Origin of the sequence: Sinorhizobium sp. FG01, from assembly GCF_002531875.1 — a bacterium.
Lineage (GTDB): Bacteria > Pseudomonadota > Alphaproteobacteria > Rhizobiales > Rhizobiaceae > Sinorhizobium > Sinorhizobium fredii_C.
This window is the reverse complement of record NZ_NWTB01000020.1, coordinates 1-18,184: the sequence shown is the minus strand read 5'-3', so window position 1 is coordinate 18,184 and position 18,184 is coordinate 1. Positions and strand designations below refer to the sequence as shown.

The 18,184-nt window shown below is 63.3% G+C and carries 17 protein-coding genes and 1 pseudogene; 10 read left to right on the top strand and 8 right to left on the bottom strand.

Features of this window, described 5'->3' with window-relative positions; all coding sequences use genetic code 11:
- Positions 1–71 precede the first annotated feature (71 nt).
- The 3 genes from CO656_RS25490 to CO656_RS25480 form a co-directional block, all read right to left on the bottom strand.
- Positions 72–1,124 carry a nickel/cobalt transporter gene (locus CO656_RS25490; protein ID WP_097527600.1) on the bottom strand — a complete coding sequence of 351 codons (1,053 nt, stop codon included), beginning with the start codon at positions 1,122–1,124 and terminating at the stop codon, positions 72–74.
- Entirely contained in the window at positions 1,118–1,762 is a 645-nt protein-coding gene (locus CO656_RS25485) for a DUF1007 family protein (RefSeq protein WP_037414371.1), read from the bottom strand. The genes CO656_RS25490 and CO656_RS25485 overlap by 7 nt, the downstream gene beginning before the upstream one ends.
- Before the next feature lie 105 nt (positions 1,763–1,867).
- Positions 1,868–2,761 carry a LysR family transcriptional regulator gene (locus tag CO656_RS25480; RefSeq protein ID WP_037414373.1) on the bottom strand — a complete coding sequence of 298 codons (894 nt, stop codon included), beginning with the start codon at positions 2,759–2,761 and terminating at the stop codon, positions 1,868–1,870.
- Positions 2,762–3,366: 605 nt separating this feature from the next.
- Between CO656_RS25480 and odc2 the strand changes: the two genes are divergently transcribed.
- Both odc2 and CO656_RS25470 read left to right on the top strand, forming a co-directional pair.
- A complete protein-coding gene (odc2, locus tag CO656_RS25475; protein ID WP_097527599.1) occupies positions 3,367–4,500 on the top strand; it encodes an ornithine/lysine decarboxylase in 1,134 nt (377 codons plus the stop codon).
- An 87-nt stretch (positions 4,501–4,587) separates the two neighbouring features.
- Positions 4,588–5,178: an N-acetyltransferase gene (locus CO656_RS25470; RefSeq protein WP_097527598.1), complete on the top strand. Its 591-nt coding sequence runs from the start codon at positions 4,588–4,590 to the stop codon at positions 5,176–5,178.
- A gap of 85 nt (positions 5,179–5,263) precedes the next feature.
- Here CO656_RS25470 and CO656_RS25465 read toward each other — a convergent pair whose 3' ends face one another.
- Complete coding sequence (locus CO656_RS25465) at positions 5,264–5,896, bottom strand: LysE family translocator (RefSeq protein ID WP_037414379.1); 633 nt, start codon at positions 5,894–5,896, stop codon at positions 5,264–5,266.
- 279 nt (positions 5,897–6,175) lie between these two features.
- Between CO656_RS25465 and CO656_RS25460 the strand changes: the two genes are divergently transcribed.
- Positions 6,176–6,622: a glyoxalase superfamily protein gene (locus CO656_RS25460; protein ID WP_037414381.1), complete on the top strand. Its 447-nt coding sequence runs from the start codon at positions 6,176–6,178 to the stop codon at positions 6,620–6,622.
- A 139-nt stretch (positions 6,623–6,761) separates the two neighbouring features.
- Here the strand turns inward: CO656_RS25460 and CO656_RS25455 are convergent, their stop codons facing one another.
- From CO656_RS25455 to CO656_RS25445, 3 genes are all read right to left on the bottom strand, one after another.
- Entirely contained in the window at positions 6,762–7,751 is a 990-nt protein-coding gene (locus CO656_RS25455) for a WD40 repeat domain-containing protein (protein WP_037414383.1), read from the bottom strand.
- A gap of 81 nt (positions 7,752–7,832) precedes the next feature.
- A complete protein-coding gene (locus CO656_RS25450; protein ID WP_097527597.1) occupies positions 7,833–8,894 on the bottom strand; it encodes a GTP-binding protein in 1,062 nt (353 codons plus the stop codon).
- Between the two features lie 112 nt (positions 8,895–9,006).
- Positions 9,007–9,798 (bottom strand): creatininase family protein, encoded by a 792-nt coding sequence (locus CO656_RS25445; RefSeq protein WP_097527596.1) that lies wholly within the window; start codon positions 9,796–9,798, stop codon positions 9,007–9,009.
- 113 nt (positions 9,799–9,911) lie between these two features.
- Between CO656_RS25445 and CO656_RS25440 the strand changes: the two genes are divergently transcribed.
- The 3 genes from CO656_RS25440 (at position 9,912) to CO656_RS25430 (ending at position 12,570) form a co-directional block, all read left to right on the top strand.
- Positions 9,912–10,415: a MarR family transcriptional regulator gene (locus tag CO656_RS25440; RefSeq protein WP_037414389.1), complete on the top strand. Its 504-nt coding sequence runs from the start codon at positions 9,912–9,914 to the stop codon at positions 10,413–10,415.
- A 100-nt stretch (positions 10,416–10,515) separates the two neighbouring features.
- Positions 10,516–11,538 (top strand): LacI family DNA-binding transcriptional regulator, encoded by a 1,023-nt coding sequence (locus CO656_RS25435; protein WP_095677992.1) that lies wholly within the window; start codon positions 10,516–10,518, stop codon positions 11,536–11,538.
- Positions 11,539–11,607: 69 nt separating this feature from the next.
- Positions 11,608–12,570 (top strand): 2-hydroxyacid dehydrogenase, encoded by a 963-nt coding sequence (locus CO656_RS25430; protein WP_097527636.1) that lies wholly within the window; start codon positions 11,608–11,610, stop codon positions 12,568–12,570.
- A gap of 6 nt (positions 12,571–12,576) precedes the next feature.
- On the opposite strand, the gene CO656_RS25425 is transcribed toward CO656_RS25430, so the two are convergent.
- Complete coding sequence (locus tag CO656_RS25425; RefSeq protein ID WP_097527635.1) at positions 12,577–13,332, bottom strand: gamma-glutamyl-gamma-aminobutyrate hydrolase family protein; 756 nt, start codon at positions 13,330–13,332, stop codon at positions 12,577–12,579.
- A 382-nt stretch (positions 13,333–13,714) separates the two neighbouring features.
- Between CO656_RS25425 and CO656_RS25420 the strand changes: the two genes are divergently transcribed.
- The 4 genes and pseudogenes from CO656_RS25420 to CO656_RS25405 all read left to right on the top strand — a co-directional run.
- Positions 13,715–16,024, top strand: a complete 2,310-nt coding sequence (locus CO656_RS25420; protein WP_097527595.1) for an EAL domain-containing protein — start codon at positions 13,715–13,717, stop codon at positions 16,022–16,024.
- Positions 16,025–16,186: 162 nt separating this feature from the next.
- Positions 16,187–16,951, top strand: a complete 765-nt coding sequence (locus tag CO656_RS25415; protein WP_097527594.1) for a hypothetical protein — start codon at positions 16,187–16,189, stop codon at positions 16,949–16,951.
- A 337-nt stretch (positions 16,952–17,288) separates the two neighbouring features.
- Positions 17,289–17,513, top strand: a complete 225-nt coding sequence (locus tag CO656_RS25410) for an aa3-type cytochrome c oxidase subunit IV (RefSeq protein ID WP_037414394.1) — start codon at positions 17,289–17,291, stop codon at positions 17,511–17,513.
- A 337-nt stretch (positions 17,514–17,850) separates the two neighbouring features.
- Positions 17,851–18,184 (top strand): annotated as a pseudogene (locus CO656_RS25405) (NAD(P) transhydrogenase subunit alpha); the annotation flags it as partial.

Genomic DNA, 18,184 nt, shown 5'->3' with positions numbered 1-18,184 from the left:
CCTTCTCCCCGCGTGCGGGGAGAAGGTCGCGGCAGCGGGATGAGGGGCCGCCTCGGCTGAAATTCTCCTGATCAGCCTTGCAGCGCGGCCCCCAGCAGAACAAGCCCCAGAACCAGCACCAGCAGCGCGCCGGCGATCTCGATGCCGTTCGAGAGGCGGGCCGCGGCCGATTGGCTGGAGGCGTAGCGGAGCGCGAAACCCTTGGCGGTGACGGCGAGGGTGGCGAGGATCGAGACGGTGATCGCGGTGCCGATCGACATGGCGAAGACCGAGAGGACGCCGCCGAGGTAGAGGCCGTTCAGGAGCGCGAAGGAAAGCACGATCAAGGCACCGGAGCAGGGGCGTAGACCCACGGCGACGATCGCCGACCAGGCTTCGCTGAGCGCAAAGCGGTCGCCCTTGAGCATCTGCGGATCCGGCGCGTGGACGTGGCCGCAGGTGGCGCAGACCTCGCCGGCGTCATGGGAGTGGGGGTGCTCATGGTGGTGATGCGAATGATCGTGGCCGTGATGGCCGTGATCATAGTGGCCATGATCGTGATGAGCGTGCTCGCGGTGGGCGTGGTCGCTGGCGGCCGGCCGCATCATCGATCGCAGCTTGCGGAACACCAGCCAGCCGCCGAAGGCGGCAATCAGCGCGTAGCTTGCGACCTCGAGCGAATGGGTTGCGCGTGTCATGTTGATCGAGGAGCCGCGCAGCACCAGATAGACGGCGCCGATCAGCAGGATCGCGACGACGCCCTGCAGGATCGAGGAGAGGAACGACAGGAGCACGCCGCGTTTCAGTTCCGTCTCGTTGGCGATCATATAGGAGGAGATCACCGCCTTGCCGTGGCCGGGGCCGGCCGCGTGGAAGACGCCATAGGCGAAGGAAAGGCCGATCAGCGACCAGAGCTGCCAGGGGTTCTCGCGCATGCCCTTGAGTGCCCCGGTCAGCAGCCGGTAGAAGCTTTGCTGCTCCATGTTCACCCAGGCGAAAAACCCGCCGAAGAGGCCCGTCGCTTGGATCGAAGGCTCGGCGGAGCCGATGCCGAGCGGCGATTGCGCCATTGCGAGCGTCGCCGAAAGGGCCGCCAGCAGAAGGCCGGCGGCGAGCGGACCGCCGATCCTGCGCAGGTTCAGCATGTGACCTCGATCCTGGTTGCAAAGAGTTTCGACATGTCGGTCCCGGTCGGATCGTTCCAGAAGGCGTCGGTGAGCGTGTCCTTGTTCTCGGCCAGCACCTCGTCGGGGTCCGGCCGCACCACCTGATGCTTGCACGCTTCGATCTTCTCACCGATGACGGTCAGGTCATCGTCGGTCGGGAAGTCCATCGCCGTGTACATGGTCGGGTCGTAGACGCCGAAAGAGAGCTTGCCCTTGAGCGGCATCGCCTCGGCCGGCTTGACCGCGAACATCATCAAGAGCTGGTTGTCCTTGTAGTCGACGGTGATGCCGTCGGGCCGATTGACCTTCACGGATTTCCCGTTGTCGAAGATCGTCGTGTAGTAGTTGTACTCGGAAAGCGACTCCAGCACGGTCTGGCCGACCTCTTTCAGTTCCTCCGGATCGAGCGTGGCGTTGGAGTTCTTATCGAAGTCGAGCACGACGCTTGCCGAGAACAGCTCGTCGAAGCGCCAGACATTGCGCAACTCGCCGATGTTGCCCTGTTCGTCGGAGACGATTTCCAGCCGCGCCTCGGCAAAGATGTGCGGATGGGCGGCGGCGAGCCCGGGCGTCAGCAGGGTCATGAGGCCGGCCAGGACAAGGCGTCGTGTGTTCATCGAGCGGGATTTCCTTTTCGGTCGAAGCGGACCGTACGAATCGCCCCGGAATGTACCGCAAATGGGACGGAATTGGGACTTCGCCGGGCAAAGCGCTGGGCGCCTTCATTGCGTCTTGCGAAACCAGCCATGCAGGAAATCGACGAAAGTCCGCACCTTCGTCGGCAGATAGCGCCGGTGCGGATAGATGGCATAGATGCCGCGGTCCTTGGGCAGGTAGTCGTCGAAGAGCGTCACGAGCTCGCCGGATTGGACCCTCGGCCGGGCGATGAAATCGGGGAGGACCGCGATCCCGATGCCCGTCACCGCGGCGCGGGCTGCCGCAAGCGGGCTGTTGACCTCGATCGGACCGCTCACCGGGACCGAGAAGGGCGACCCGTCCGGCTCGATGAAACGCCAGTTCGAGTAGGACCGGCCGTTGGTGTCGAGGATGCAGGGTATCTTCGAGAGCTCGCTCGGATGCGCGAAGGGACCGGCCTTCGCCATGAAGTCCGGCGAGGCGCAGACCAGCACCTGGAAGTCGTCGAGCTTGCGGGCGATCAGCGTCGAGTCCTCGAGCCGGGTGATGCGGATCGCCACATCGAAGCCCTCCTCGACGAGGTCGATGAAGCGATCGTCGGAAACGATTTCCAGCGACAGTTCCGGGTGCTGCCGGCCGAAGTCGATCAACGACTGGCCGATCTCCGCATCGACGAAGGTCCGCGGCACGGTGATTCGCAGCCGTCCGCGCAGATCGGAATTGTTGGCGCGGACGAGATCGGCAAGATTGTCGATCTCCTTCAGGATTTCGGAGGCGGAGCGGTAATAGGTGTGCCCGGCCTCGGTTAGCGAGAATTGCCGCGTCGTCCGGTTGAGGAGCAGGGCGCCGAGCTCGTCTTCGAGTTCGCGGACATATTTAGACAGCAATGCCTTGGATTTGCCGACGCGCCGGGCGGCCGCCGAAAAGCCCTCCGCGTCCACGACATCGATGAAGGCGCGGATGCGGGTCAAAGTGTCCATGATTCGTCTTTCTCTTCTGACCCGCGCGGAGCCGCAAAGCCCCGCCGAATCCCCGGCTTAGGTTGTCTCCGCGGCGCGCACCGGCGCGGCTGCAGTCGTTCATCGAAAGTGAACACGCCCGCTCTGGCCCGGTCCAGAAAAAATTAGCGGCGAAGCGGCAAAAAACTCTTGATTACGACAGCGAATTTTCTTACCTACGCCCTTGCCCAAAGTCGCACGTGCCTGTGGGTGTCCGCCGACCCTCGATTAGGTGAGGATCTCGGTAAGGTACCTGGAACTAACCCCTCCAGTCGCTATTCCGGCCAACCGGGAAATGCGAGGACATCTTGAAGCAACGACGGTGCGGGCCTTTCTGGTGTCTGCCGGCTCTCCAACAGCCGGGGTTACTGAAGAGGCACACCTTCATTGCCGGAAGTGCGGTTGGGTTATTCCCTCCAATCCATGGCAGACAAAGCCGAATCTTAGCCTTTGCGGGCTTCGATTCATCGTTCGCGCATCGAGCGCATGCATGGTTCCGGGGTCTCCACCGGCTGGTTCCAGTGCAAGCGCGCGTATGCCCTTTGTCCTCCACAGTTGTGGAGTCTAATGGATCGGGGAATATAGCCATGACCACCGCACGCATCATCGACTTCCTCAACACCCGACGACCCGAAGGCCCCTGCCTCGTTGTCGACCTCGACATCGTGCGCGACAATTTCAAGGCTTTCCGTCACGCGTTGCCCGATAGCGCCATCTACTACGCCGTGAAGGCCAATCCGGCACCGGAGATCCTGCGCCTGCTCGCCGGTCTCGGCTCCAACTTCGATTGCGCATCGGTCGCCGAAATCGAAATGGCGCTCGATGCCGGTGCGACCCCGGCTCGCATCTCCTATGGCAACACCATCAAGAAGGAGCGCGACATTGCCCGCGCTCACGCGCTCGGCATCAACCTCTTCGCGGTCGACAGCCATGAAGAGGTTGAGAAGGTCGCGCGCGCCGCTCCTGGCGCCCGTGTCTTCTGCCGCGTGCTGACCGATGGCGAAGGCGCCGAATGGCCGCTGTCGCGCAAGTTCGGCTGCGTGCCGCAGATGGCCGTCGACGTGCTCGTCTACGCCCACCAGCTCGGCCTCGTCTCCTATGGCGTGTCGTTCCATGTCGGCTCGCAGATGACGAAGCTCGACGCCTGGGATGCGGCGCTCGCCGATGCCAAGCGGGTCTTCGTGCAGCTTGCCAAGCAGGGCATCGAGCTCAAGATGGTCAACATGGGCGGCGGCTTCCCGACGAAGTATCTCCGGGACGTTCCGTCGGCCGAAGCCTATGGCCAGGCGATCTTCGGTGCGCTGAAGAAGCACTTCGGCAACAACATTCCGGAGACGATCATCGAGCCGGGCCGCGGCATGGTCGGCAATGCCGGCGTGATCAAGGCGGAGGTCGTTCTCGTCTCGAAGAAATCGGACAACGACAGCCATCGCTGGGTGTTCCTCGACATCGGCAAGTTCGGCGGTCTCGCCGAGACGATGGACGAGGCGATCCGCTACCCGATCCGCACGGCGCGCGACGCCGACGCGATGGAGCCCTGCGTGCTGGCCGGCCCGACCTGCGATTCGGCCGACGTGCTCTACGAGAAGAACATGTACCCGCTGCCGATCTCGCTGACGATCGGCGACGAGGTTCTGATCGAGGGCACAGGCGCCTACACGACCACCTACTCGGCCGTCGCCTTCAATGGCTTCGAGCCGCTGAAGGCCTATGTGATCTGATCCTGCCGGCTCCCGCTTCAAGCGGGAGCGGCGACTTCACAATCATCCTTGGTCCGCCTGAAGCGGTTTTGATGACGGGAGGCCCCGATGGCCGCTGTTGTTGACACCCTGCGCGCGTTCTTCGCGCCATCCACCTTTGTAATCGACTCGGAAAACCCGGGCGACGTCGTCGCGCGTGAAAACTTGCTCGACCGGGCCATGGGACCCGGCCGCCGCAGGAAGTCGTCGGAGAAGTTGCGCCGCGGCCGCGTGCCGGCCGAGGGGCTTGCCCTGGTGGCCCGCGACGCCGACGGCCACGTCGTCGGCACCGTGCGTCTCTGGAACGTCGAGGCTGGTGTGAACCGGGAGGGCAACGCCGTCCCCGCACTGCTCCTCGGCCCGCTTGCCGTCGATCCGGCGCAGGAGGGCAAGGGCATCGGCGGCATGCTGATGCGGGTAGCGATCCAGGAGGCGAAGAACCGCGGCCACGGTGCGGTCCTGCTTGTCGGCGACGCGGCTTACTACGAGCGCTTCGGCTTCTTCGCCGATCGGACGCAGCATCTCGTCATGCCCGGCCCGTTCGAGCGCAACCGTTTCCTGGCGCTCGAGCTCAAGGAAGACTGGCTGGAAGGCGCCGTCGGCATGCTCGTCGCCAGCGGCCGGAAGCTCGCTTTGCCGCCGGTCAAGCGCGCCGCCTGATTTTCCGCCTCTCACCCTGCGGAGGCGGACAACGAACAGCGCTCCTGCCGCGAGGCAGGGGCGTTGTCGCGTTTTGCGAGCTGTGTCAGGTGGTGGCGCGACGATAGAATGCCAGCGAACCGGCAAGCGCCAGCAACGCGCCGCCGCAGACGCGATCCAGCCAGACCGCGCCGGAGCGCTTCAGGAAGCGTAGGGCCTGCGAACCAAGCAGCGCATAGCCGAACATCACCATGAAATCGATCGAGGCGAAGACGAGGGCCAGCGCGGCGTATTGCTGTGCTTGTGGCAGCGCCACGTCGATGAATTGCGGCAGGAAGGCGGAAAAGAACAGATAGCCCTTGGGGTTGGTGACGGCGACGAGGAAGCTCTTCAGGAAGATCGCGCGCCGCGTACAGGCTCCGGTGCCCTGAGGCTCCTGCGAGACATCGAGCGTGCCTTGGGAGCGCAGCAGCGTGACGCCGAGGAAAGCGAGATAGGCGGCGCCGAGCCACTTGACCACCGAGAACCAGAATTCGGATGCGGCGAGCAGCGCGCCGAGGCCGAGCGCCACGGCGCCGATCAGCACGAAGTCCGAAAGTATCGCGCCGATCATTCCGTAGCCGGAGCGGCGGACGCCATAGCGCGACCCGTTGGTCAGCGCCAGGAGCACGGTCGGTCCCGGTGTCGCGATGCCGATAAAGGCGACGGCGGCGAATGCAAGGATGGTCGTCTCGTTCATGGCTATCTCCTCTCGCGCCTACAGTCGTTCCACATCTCCGAAATCGCTGCAACGAAGAATTGCACGGTCGAAAGCTCACGAACCGCAAGCCGGACCAGCACATTTGACAGCGCACACGGATCCGCTTATGCAGACCGCGGGCGAGGGCCCCTGCCGTCCGCGAGCGCAAGCTTTGGTGAAGTCCCTCCTTGCGACACGGTCACGCCGGAACGGCATGCGAACCGATGGCAATGCGGACCCCCATCCGAATGAGCGCATGCCGTAGCAGGAGACCCTGTCATGCCGCATGAATCACGCGCGCTCCCATCTCTGGAGACACTGAAGGATCAGGCCAAACGCTTGCGCGCCCGGCTTTCCGCCGAAGGCGAGCAGATTGGCCACTCGAAAGCCCTCGAACTGATCGCCGCGCAATACGGCTATCGAGATTGGAACACCCTTTGTGCCGCTGTCGGTAACCGGCCGCCCTTCAACCCGTGGATACTGGGCGCGCGGGTCAGAGGCCGCTACCTCGGACAGCCCTTCAAGGGCGAAATCCTATCAGCCCAGGCGCTGACCGCGAAGCCGGGCCATTACCGGCTGACGTTCAAGTTCGATGAGCCGGTGGATGTCGTCACGTTCGAAAGCTTCTCGGCCTTCCGGCAAAGGGTGACGGCAACCGTCGACGAAAGCGGCCGCACGGTCGAAAGGACGTCGAACGGAAGGCCGCATCTGGAGCTCGAGTGGTGAGGATTGGCGGGGGCAGCCCCTCATCCAGTTGCCGCGACCTTCTCCCCGCCAGCGGGGCGAAGGGGATTCGCGGCGTTCTCTCCGTTCCCTCTCCCCGTTGGAACGGCTAGAAGGCATTCCCCCGACACCGTGAGGCAAGCTATCCCGCCAGATCCACCACGCCGCAATCACCGGCGGCCGAGCCGAAGGCAAGCTGGCGGCCGGATCCGTTCCAGGCCATCGCGGTGATCGCACCTTTGCCGGGGCGGCGCAGCAGGACTTCCTTGCTGTCGGCGAAGCGGGCAGCCAGGATCATGCCGTCCTCATAGCCGATCGCGACGATGTCCTCGGCCGGATGGCAGGCGACCGTCGTCACCATCGTGTTGCCGCGGGTGCCGAGTTCGAGCGGCGCCTTGCCCATCGGCCCGTCCTTGCCCTGGAAGGGCCAGACGATCGCCGCCGGGGCGCCCGCGGAGGCGAGCCACTTGCCCTTGGCGGACCAGGAGAGCGACTTCACCTTGGCCGGGTAACCGGTCATGCGCATGTGGCGCGCCTCGGCGCCGGGCTTCGCGTCAAGCTTCCAGCCATGCAGCGCATTTTCCTGCATGGTGGTGACGACGAAACGGCCATCGGGGGAGAAGGTGACGCCGGTATGGGCGCCCTTCCATTCGAGATCGATCGGCTGGCCGGCCATTCCCACCCAATGCAGCGACACGCCATTGTAGCGCGCAACCGCTATCCGCAGCCCTTTCGGGGCGAAGGCGATGCCCTCGACTGTGCGTTCTTCTGAAAATTCCTTCGTGGTGCCGTCGGCAAGGCGGACATAGCTCGTCTTGCCGTAGGCATAGGCGACCGCCTTTTGCGGGCCGGCAGCGACCTGGGCAATCCATTTGCGCGGTGTCTCGGCGACGAGGCTCGCCGTGCCGTCGGCCGCAACGCGCATCACCTTGCCGTCCTCGCCGCCGGTCAAGAGCGTATCGGTCGCTTCGTCATTGGCGAGCGACAGCAGGCCGTCGTGCAGGTCGGTCGTCTTGTGGCCCTGGTCCAGACGGTGGATGGTGCCGGCGGCCCCGGCGAAAAAGGGAATGTCCTTCAGAAAGGCGACGCCGACGACGTGGCCTTCGAGATCGAGCGGAGCGACGGTCGGCATCAGATAGTCGGGCTTTCTTCGTTCAGCATGATTTCGTTTGGAGGCGCGGATCTCAACGGCATGACCCGTGGTGTTCGAGGATCATGCCTGGACTTCACAGGCCTTGAAGGTGCGCTCGAGCTTCTCGCGATCGAGGTCGCGGCCGATGAAGACGAGGCGGCTCTCGCGCTTCTCGCCATCCTTCCACGGCCGCTGGTGGTCGCCCTCGATGATCATGTGCACGCCTTGCACCACATAGCGCTCGGCGTCGCCGGCAAAGGCGATGATGCCCTTGAGGCGAAGGATGTTCGGTCCTTCCGTCTGGGTGATCTTCTGGATCCAGGGGAAGAAGCGCTCCGGATTCATCTCGCCGCCACGCAAGGAGATCGACTGCACCGTCACGTCGTGAATCGGCGACGGGGCATGATCGTGGTGATGGTGATGGTGATGGTGATGATGGTCGTGATCACAGTCGGGGCCGCAGACGTGATCGTCATGCTCGTCCTGGTCGAGGAAATGCGGATCGTTCTCCAGCGCCTTTTCCAGATTGAATGCCCCCTGGTCGAGGACCTTGCCGAGATCGATATCGGAGCGCTGCGTCCGGTAGATGCGGGCGGAGGGATTGATCACCCGGACCGTCGCCTCGATGCGCTCGAGTTCTTCGGGGGTCACGAGATCGGTCTTGTTGAGCAGCACCACATCGGCGAAGGCGATCTGGTCTTCCGCCTCGCGGCTGTCCTTCAGTCGGAGCGGCAGATGCTTGGCGTCGACGAGTGCGACAACGGCGTCGAGTTCGGTCTTGGCGCGCACGTCGTCATCCATGAAGAAGGTCTGCGCGACCGGCACCGGATCGGCAAGGCCGGTGGTCTCGACGATGATCGCATCGAAACGGCCGGGACGGCGCATTAGCCCTTCGACGACGCGGATCAGGTCGCCGCGAACCGTGCAGCAGACGCAGCCGTTGTTCATCTCGTAGATTTCCTCGTCCGACTCGACGATCAGGTCGTTGTCGATGCCGATCTCACCGAATTCGTTGACGATGACCGCATATTTGCGACCGTGGTTTTCGCTGAGGATGCGGTTGAGGAGCGTCGTCTTGCCGGCGCCGAGATAGCCCGTGAGCACGGTGACGGGTATCGGCTTCTGCGTGGTCGTTTCGGTCATGGGAGCCTCGAGGATTGGCGATGCGCCGCGGGCATCTTCGTTGGGGTTTCATATAGGAGATGACGCAGCGATGCGCAAATGTGCGGCGCGCCTTTTCGCCGCCGTCATCCGCTCACGCGAGCTCGTCGGGGTCGAAGGCCTGCACGTCCTTGAGCAGCTCGATGATGCCGGTGACCGCATGGCCGAGGAGAGCTTCGCCGCGCTCCGCCGTGGCGGCGGCCGCGTTGCCGGCCGCGCCGTCCGGGTTGAGGTCCGCCATCTTCCATCCGAAGGCATGCGGGCCATAGGCGCGCAGATGCTTGAAACGCTGCTGGAACTCGCTCTGGCGGGAGGGGAAATTGCGTGCCTTTGCCATGTCCACCTTGTCCGGATGGAGGGTCAGCATAACCGATGTTTCGATGTCGCCGCCATGGATATCAATCGCCTTCTCATCGGGTCCGATCCAGCCGTCCGGCTGTCCGAAACGGGTCCAGCTCGTCGCGACCGCCAGCATGCCGAAGCGAATGCGTGCCTCGGTCGCCACGACGGTCATCAGCGGCGAATTGCCCCCATGCGCATTCAGCATCACGAATTTGCGGATGCCCAACCGGCTGAGGCCTTCGGCGATGCCGAGCCAGCGCGCAATCGCTTCGCCATAGGCAATCGTCCGAGTCCCGGCAACGTCGATATGCTCGATCGAGTAGCCGACCGGTTCGGCCGGCAGGAAGGTTGCGGGCAGTCCGTCCGGCATGCCGGCAATGATGCGGTCGACGATGCCTTCGGCGATCAGCCGGTCCGTTTCGAAGGGGAGATGCGGCCCGTGCTGCTCATGTGCGCCGAGCGGCAGAACGGCGATCCAGTTGCGCCGTTCGGCCGGTAGAATATCGGCGGGATTGTCCTCCCAGCGGGGCTTCGGCAGCGACATTTCTGTTCGGTCCTCAGTGGCGATTGTCGTAAAATTGTTATTTGAGTCATACAGTTCGTATTCGCAAGCCGACTTGCTATAAAGACAGTGTCAGGGATTCGGCCGGAGGTCCAATGGGCAAGAAGAGCAAAGCCGAAAAGAAAGGCAAGAACGGCAAGAAGCGAGACGAGCTGAATGCCGACGTGCAGGACCACGACCTTGCCTCGCTGCTTGTCCAGGCTGCCCGCTCGATGCGCACCGTGCTTTCCCGCAACCTCGTTGAGAGCGGCCTCTATGCCGGCCAGGACGGCGTTATGCTCGCCTTGGCCGAAACGGACGGTCTGACTGCTGGGGCGCTCGCCGCGAGACTCGGCGTCAAGGCGCCGACGATGACGCGCACGATCGGCCGCATGGAGGCTCAGGGCTTCCTCGAGCGCCGTCCGGACGAAGACGACGCGCGGCTGACCAAGGTCTTTCTGACGGGTCCGGGGCGCGACCGCCTGCAGACTATTGCCGAGGCCGGCCAGCATTCCGAAAAGCTCGCCACGCGCGGCCTCACTGAAAAGCAGGTGCGCACCCTTCTGAAACTCCTGCGCGTCGTCGACAGCAACCTGCAGGCGGCGCGTGCTGCCGACTGACGCAGCTCGTATGGCCAATTCCCGATTGCAGCGGCGATTTAAACAGTTTAAAGAGGGTTTAAAACAGGCCGGCAGAATAGACGGGCAAACGGGGGGCACGGTGGCGCAGAAGGTCAAGCTTTCGACAATTGCGGAAACACTCGGCCTTTCGACGGCGACCGTATCCCTGGCATTGAGAGACAGCCCGCTCGTGGCGATCGCCACCCGCGAGAAGATCAAGGAACAGGCGCGCGCTCTCGGCTACATCTACAATCGCCGCGCCGCGAGCCTCAGGACCTCTCGCTCCGGTATCATCGGCGTCGTCGTGCACGACATCATGAACCCGTTCTATGGCGAGATCCTGAAGTCGATCGAGGCGGAGCTCGATCGCGACAAGCAGACCTTCATTCTTTCCAATCACTACGATTCCGTCGAGAAACAGCGCGATTTCATCGAAACGTTGCTGCAGCTCGGCGGCGACGGCGTCATCATGTCGCCGGCGATCGGCACGCCACCTGAGGATATTCAGCTCGCCGAGGACAACGGCATGCCGGCGATCCTGATCGCCCGTTCGATCGAAGGCCTCGACGTGCCGATCTTCCGCGGGGACGACGCTTACGGGATCGCGCTGGCCACCAACCATCTGATCGGTCTCGGCCACCGCTGCATCGCGATGGTCGGCGGCACCGACCAGACCTCGACCGGGCGCGACCGCTACCAGGGCTATGTCAACGCTTTGCGCAAAGCGAATATCGAGGTCGATCCGGACCTGCGTATTCCCGGGCCCCGTTCGAAGCAGGGCGGTTTCGAGGCGGCGGTGCATCTCCTGTCGCTGCCGCAGAAGCCCACCGCCGTGGTTTGCTGGAACGACCTGGTTGCAATCGGCATGATGAACGGCATCGCCCGCGCCGGCCTCGTGCCGGGCATCGACATTTCGGTCACCGGCTATGACGATCTCGAGGAAGCCTCGATCGCCACGCCGGCGCTGACGACCGTCTGGAACGGTCAGGCGGAGGTCGGCCGCAGTGCGGCCCGCGCGCTCCTCGACAAGCTTTCCGGCAGCCATGAGCCGGATGGCATCCACCTGATCAAGCCGGAAATGCGCATCCGCCAGTCGACCGGTCCGTTGCGGGTAACGGCTTGATCCTTTCCTCCGAGTCGGAACAGGATGCGGGCACCGCATTTTTCGCGACGCTCCGAAAAGGGAACCTCGATGAGCCGTCCTAGAATCCTCGTGCCCGGCAAGATCAACCCGCGCGTCCTCGAGCGACTGCCGGAGATGTTCGAGACTGTGCGCATCGAGCGTGCCGATGCGGCATTTGTAACTTCGGACGTGGCGGATGTCGTCGGCATCGCCGTTTCGGGTCGTCTTCCGAACGAGCTGATGGATGCCCTCCCTCGGCTGGAGATCATCGGGAATTTCGGCGTCGGCTATGACGGCGTCGATGTCGCCCGCGCAGCGGAGCGCGGTATCGTCGTCACCAATACGCCGGATGTTCTGACGGAGGAAGTCGCCGATACGGCGATCGGGCTGCTCCTCAACACCGTGCGGCAACTGCCGCAGGCGGAGCAATGGCTGCGGCAGGGCCGGTGGGTTCGCGACGGCGGGTTTCCGCTGTCGCCGCTGTCGCTCCGGGGCCGGAGTGTCGGGCTTTTCGGCCTTGGCAGGATCGGCCTGGCGATCGCCCGCAGGCTGGAAGCGTTCCGCGTGCCGATCGCCTATCACACGCGCAGCCGGCGCGAGGAACTGCCCTTCGCCTATTACCCGAGCCTTTTGGCTCTGGCGGAGGCAGTCGACACGCTGATCGTCATCGTACCGGGGACGGCGAGCACGGCGAAGGCCGTCAATGCGGAAGTGCTCGCGGCGCTTGGACCGCAAGGGGTGGTGATCAATGTCGGCCGCGGTTCGACGCTGGACGAGGCCGCCCTGATCGCGGCGCTCGAGAGCGGCACCATCGCCGGGGCAGGGCTCGACGTCTTCGAGAACGAGCCGCATGTGCCGGAGGCGCTTCTCGCTCTCCCGAACGTCTCGCTGCTGCCGCATGTGGCGTCCGCGTCGGTCGTCACCCGCAACGCCATGGCTGATCTGGTCGTCGACAATCTGAAGGCTTGGTTTTCCACGGGACGGGCGCTGACGCCGGTGGCCGAGACGCCGTTCGAGCGCAAGGGCCATTAGGAGCGGCTATTTCGCCTTGCTCTCCCGATAGCCGCGCGCCGCGTCGCCGAAAGCCTTGAAGAGGGCGGCGGAGGGGCCGTCGGTGCGCACCCAATATTCCGGATGCCATTGGACGCCGACGGCGAACGCCTTGGCGCCGATGACCGACACCGCCTCAATCGTGCCGTCGTCTGCGACCGCCTCGACCGCGAGCCTGGGCGCGGTGGCTGCGATAGCCTGGCGATGCAGCGAGTTGACCCGGATCCGCCCGGTGCCGAGAACGGGAGCGAGGCAGCTTCCTTCCTTGACGACCACGTCCTGGCGGATGCCATAGGCGATGTCGAGATCGGGCACGTCCGGCTTACGATGGTCCGAAATGCCCGGCAGATCCTGAATTTCGGTGGCGAGCGTGCCGCCCAGCGCGACATTGAGCTCCTGAATGCCGCGGCAGATGGCGAGCAGCGGAATGCCGCGATCGAGCGCCCCACGGATCAAGGGGAGGCTGGTCGCGTCGCGGCCGGCATCGAAGGGTCCATCCGCATCCGTCGCGTCTCGGCCGTAAAGGGATGGGTGGACGTTGGAGCGGGCGCCGCTGGCAAGCACCCCGTCGACCCGATCGAGGATTTCATCGATGTCATTGCCGCTTTCGAGCGCTGGAACGAGGAAGGGCATAACGCTAGCCCCCTCGACGGCAGCACGCACATATTGATGGGCGACCACGTGCCAGACATTGCCGTCGAATTCGCGAAAGTCGCAGGGTATGGCGACGACAGGTTTCGGCATCATCAAACTCCGTTTATCGTTCTGAAAAGCCTTGCCGCCAGACCGTGGTCAAAGTCAACCACGGAGAGAGGCGGGCGCCATGCAGGGCCTGCCGGAGTAGTTTTCCGGTCGTTTCCTGGCGCGCAACAGGCATTCGGCGCCGGTTGGCCGCCCAGCAACCATGGAAGTTCGGTTGGTTTCGATTTTCTTAAAGCATGCCTATGCGCGGTTGCAAAACCCGTGCATTATTGGCAGCTGGCCGCAAGAGAAGGTTGAATCTCTGCCGAAAACACGAAAACCGAGTTGCCCCAGTTCTGGAGTTCTGCAGCTATATTCGACAGTTAGACGAAATCATTCCTTAAGTCCTCAAATTCTAACAATCCGGCAGACCGGAGCTTGGTTCATGACGCGCAATGAACAGGGCGCTTTCCCGACAGACATCTACCTGTCGTCTGTAAGCTCGCTCTACCAACATCGCCGGGCCTTGGTGATCGGCATGCTGTCGCACGTCGTGACCTTTCTGCTCGTCTTTATGAAGACGTCCGATCCCTTCTATCTCGGCTGCGCCGTTGCGATCGTTGTCATCTGGACTCTCCGCAACCTCGACATGCGGCGCTTCGATCGCGAGGATTTCTCTCATGCCGATCGCGCCGTCGTCAGAAGATGGGAAAACCGATATATTGTCGGTGGCATCGGCGTCACGCTGACCTGTGGCCTCACCTGTGGCTATGCCATTGCCGTCAGCCGGGATTCCTTCGCGGAACTCGCCTGCATCTCCGTGACGCTTGCCTCGATGATATCGCTGGTGGGCCGCAATTACGGCTCCGAACGCGCGGTGCTGCTGCTGTCGTCGTCGGCCTGCCTGCCGATCGTCATCGGCCTCATGACGCTGCGCGACCCCTATATGCTGATACTGGCGGTCCTGATCCTGCCGTTCATCTTCACAACTTGGAAGATGGCGAACAACGTGCGCGCCTTTCTCTACGACAATGTCCTCGCCGCTCGGGAAATCAGATCGATCAACGGGCAGTTCGACGCGGCCCTCAACAACATGACGCACGGCCTGTTCATGCTGGACGGCGACAACCGGATCGTCGTCGCCAATGAGCGCGCCTGCGAGCTTCTGAAGCTCGGCGACAAGGCGGAAACCAGGGATGTGCTCCTCGACGAGGTGCTCCGGCGCGGCGCCCGCGAGATGACGCTGGACGCGGAAAAGACCGCGACCATGATTCGCCGGCTCGACCTCCTGCTCAAGGGAAAGCGGTCGCGCGCACTCGTTCCCGTTTCCGAGGATTACTTTCTCGAATTTTCGGCGAGCCGGCGCGAGAACGGCGAGATCGTGCTGATCTTCGAAGACGTGACGGCGCGGGTTCATGCGGAAAAGCAGATCCTGCAGATGGTGCGCTTCGACACGCTGACCGGGCTGCCGAGCCGTGACTATCTTTTCGAGCTGGCGCACAATGCGGTCGCCGGCGACACTGTGCCTGATCGCGATATCGGGCTGTTGCTCATCGATATCGCCGAATTCAAGCATGTGAACGACACACGCGGTCACGTGGTCGGCGACAAGTTGCTCCAATCGATCGCCGAGCGCCTCAAGGATGTCGCGGGCAGCGGCGCGATCGCGGCGCGGCTGATGGGTGACGAGTTCGTCGTCTTCTTCCCCAACAAGGAAAACAGCCTGGACCTCGACGAGCGCATTCGCGACGTCCACGCCAGGATGCGCGGCACCTACGAGGCCGGCGGCTTCACCTTCTACATGACCATGAGCGCCGGCTTCGTCATCGCCAAGAGCAGCGCTTTTCGATTCGAGGATCTGCAGATCAAGGCCGACCTGGCGCTGGCGGAGACGAAATCCCGCGAAAGGGGAGGGTGCACCGCTTTCGAGGCCGAGATGGATGCGCGCTACCTCGACCGGCAGAAGCTCAAGGGCGATCTGCGCGAAGCGCTCAAGTCCGGCGCCCTCAGCGTCTCCTACCAACCGATGTTCACGCCCGACGGGACGCGCGTCGAATGCTGCGAGGCCCTGGCGCGCTGGACCCACCCGGAACGCGGGCCGGTGCCGCCGAGCGTCTTCATCCAGCTTGCGGAGGAGATGGGGCTCGTGACCGAGATCACCTGCTTCGTTCTCCGGCAGGCCTGCCGCGATTGCTCGACCTGGCCAGCCGGCGTCTCGGTTTCGGTCAACCTGTCGGTGCTTGATCTTCGCGACAGGCAGATCGTCGAGATCGTCGGCAAGGCTCTGGACGAGACAGGTTTGGACCCGGTCCGGTTGCATCTCGAAGTGACGGAAAGCTGCCTGATGGATGAGCCGGCCAAGGGCCAGTCGCTGCTTTACGAGTTGCGCGAGCTCGGCATGACGCTTGCGATCGACGACTTCGGGACCGGCTATTCGAGCCTCAGCTATCTCGACGCGCTGCCCGTCTCGATCATCAAGATTGATCGATCCTTCGTCCGGAACATCCGCGACGATGCGCGCCGTTTCAAGCTGCTGTGCAGCGCAGTCAATCTCGGCCGTGCCCTTGGTCTCAAAGCTGTCGTCGAAGGGGTGGAGACGGTCGATGAGTTGCAGCTCATCAACGATTATCGCTGTGCCGATCTGATCCAGGGTTTCGTGTTTTCGGCGCCGATGCCGGCATCGGCGATCAGGGACTTGTGCAAGCCGCCTGTCCGAAAACGGAACGCGAAAGCGTCGCGCTCGCAGATCGCTTAAGCCCCAATAGGCTACAGTCGTGCACCGCTCGCCGTCCGTTCGCCACGGCGATTTACTTTTTGTTAAGGTTAACAGAACGTTAATTGTGAGTTGTGCCATTTTGTTGTTGCCGACAGCCGTCCCATCAATAGGTTAACCGCCTGTTAACCATGGGTTGGGGTGATGTGTGCCAACGGGGGCCAGGCCGATTCTGGCAGTTTTTCCGAGAAGCTCATGCTGCTCCTCGATCGCGTCGAGTACCGGCGGGTCGAAGGCGGCGAGGATATGGAGGACATCGCACGACTGAGATTCAAGGCTTACAAGGCCGTGAACCTCATGGAGTTGACCGGTTCGACGCTTGTCGACGCGCTGGACTTCGACAGCCGCGCCTATGTCTTCGGCATCTATCTCGACGAGAGGCTGGTCAGCACGGTGCGCGTCCACCATGTGACGCCGGATCATCGCTCCAGCACGTCCGGGTTGATTTTCCACGAAGAGATCGAGGTCTTCCTGGATGCGGGCATGGTGCTTATCGACCCGGGGCGGCTTGCAGTCCATCCGGAGGTCCTCGGCGACGACCTGAAAGCCCTGCCGTATCTGACGCTACGCCCGGTGGCGATGGCCTGCGAGTATTTTGCCGCCGACCGGTGCCTGACCGCCTGCCGCCCGCGCCACGCCGCCTTCTACAAGCGCATCTTCGGATCGGCGACCATGGTGGAGCGGCGGGAGAACCTCGGCGTCTACAATGCCGACGGCACGCTCCTCGTTGCGCAGGTGCGCGGCCAGCGGCCGTCAATTCTGGATCGTTATCCGATCTTCGATTCCGAGCCGTTCGAGCGCCGCCTGATGTTCGCCGGGCGCGACGAGGTGCCGTTTGCGCCGCTGACGATCCTGCCAACCGCGCGATTCGCGCAGCTGGGTCAGGGCCGCTCCTTCCTGCGGGCTTAGACAGGCGATTAGGCGCCTCTCCGGTTCCGCCTGCGTCACGCCGAAACAATTCGCCGGCATGTGCGTTCGACTATGCCGCAGCCTACTGCATGTCTCCTTAGATCGACCTCGACTTAAGGACAAAGACATGCAGCCATTCAAAGTGTTACAGCGAACTTTGCGCGTCTGATAAGACGCGCGGCGCTATAGTGGGGCGGGTTTTCGTTGCGAAGGGCCGCCGCTTTGTGTATGCGGAAGCTAAAGGACCGCTCTCTCGCATCACTCGCGGTGCGGTTCCGAATAGTGGGTCAAAGCGAACCGCCGAAAGGCGGTGCCACAGCATTCTGGAGAACTGGAGATGGCAGAGCATCATACGGGACCGGCCGAGACGGGCGCCCCGATGGACTATTCCGAGCACGAGAAGACCTACACGCTCTTTCTCAACGCAACGAAATACGGCACGCTGTTTTGCGTCGCCCTGCTGATCGCCATGGCCGCCGGCTTCTTCACGACCATGGGCTTCATCAGCTCCGTCGTGCTGTTCATCCTGCTCAACGTCGCCGGCTACTTTTTCCTGCGCTGAGCGATCTTTCCGACATTTCCTGTCGAAGGCAGGGGAGGAGGACGCCCCTGCCTTCGTCGCCGGATGCAATCCGGACTGACCTCACCGCGTGAGGAGAGTTTTCGACGGCGGACAGGTTCCGCCTGCGAAAGAAGTGTGTCTGTCGCTGCAGCGATCCGTGCCTTGGTTCGCACAAACCTCGCTGCAGTGCATTGAAGTGATGCATGGCTTCTCCTTGGATCGGGGATTTGATTTGGGGAGCGAGCATTCGGGGCGGCTCGGTTCAAGCGCCGACTCGGCAATCGAACATGTACCCGCATTCAGCGAGGGCCTGGTTGCGGGGCGGAGAGGGGGAGTATTGAGCCAGATTGTCTTTATCGCAAAGGAATCGGATTCCGACGAGCCGCGCGTCGCGGGCTCCGTCGAAAGCGTCAAAAAGCTGAAGTCGCTGGGTTTCGACGTCGTCGTCGAGGCCGGCGCGGGCTCGCGGTCGCGGGTGCCGGATGAGGAATTCGAGAAGGCCGGGGCCCGGATCGGCGGGGCGGCGGATGCGGCGAGCGCCGACGTCATCCTCAAGGTGCGCCGGCCGACGGCCGAGGAAATCGGCGGCTACAAGTCCGGGGCGATCGTCATCGCCATCATGGATCCCTACGGCAACGACGCGGCGATCGCCGCGATGGCTGAGGCCGGGC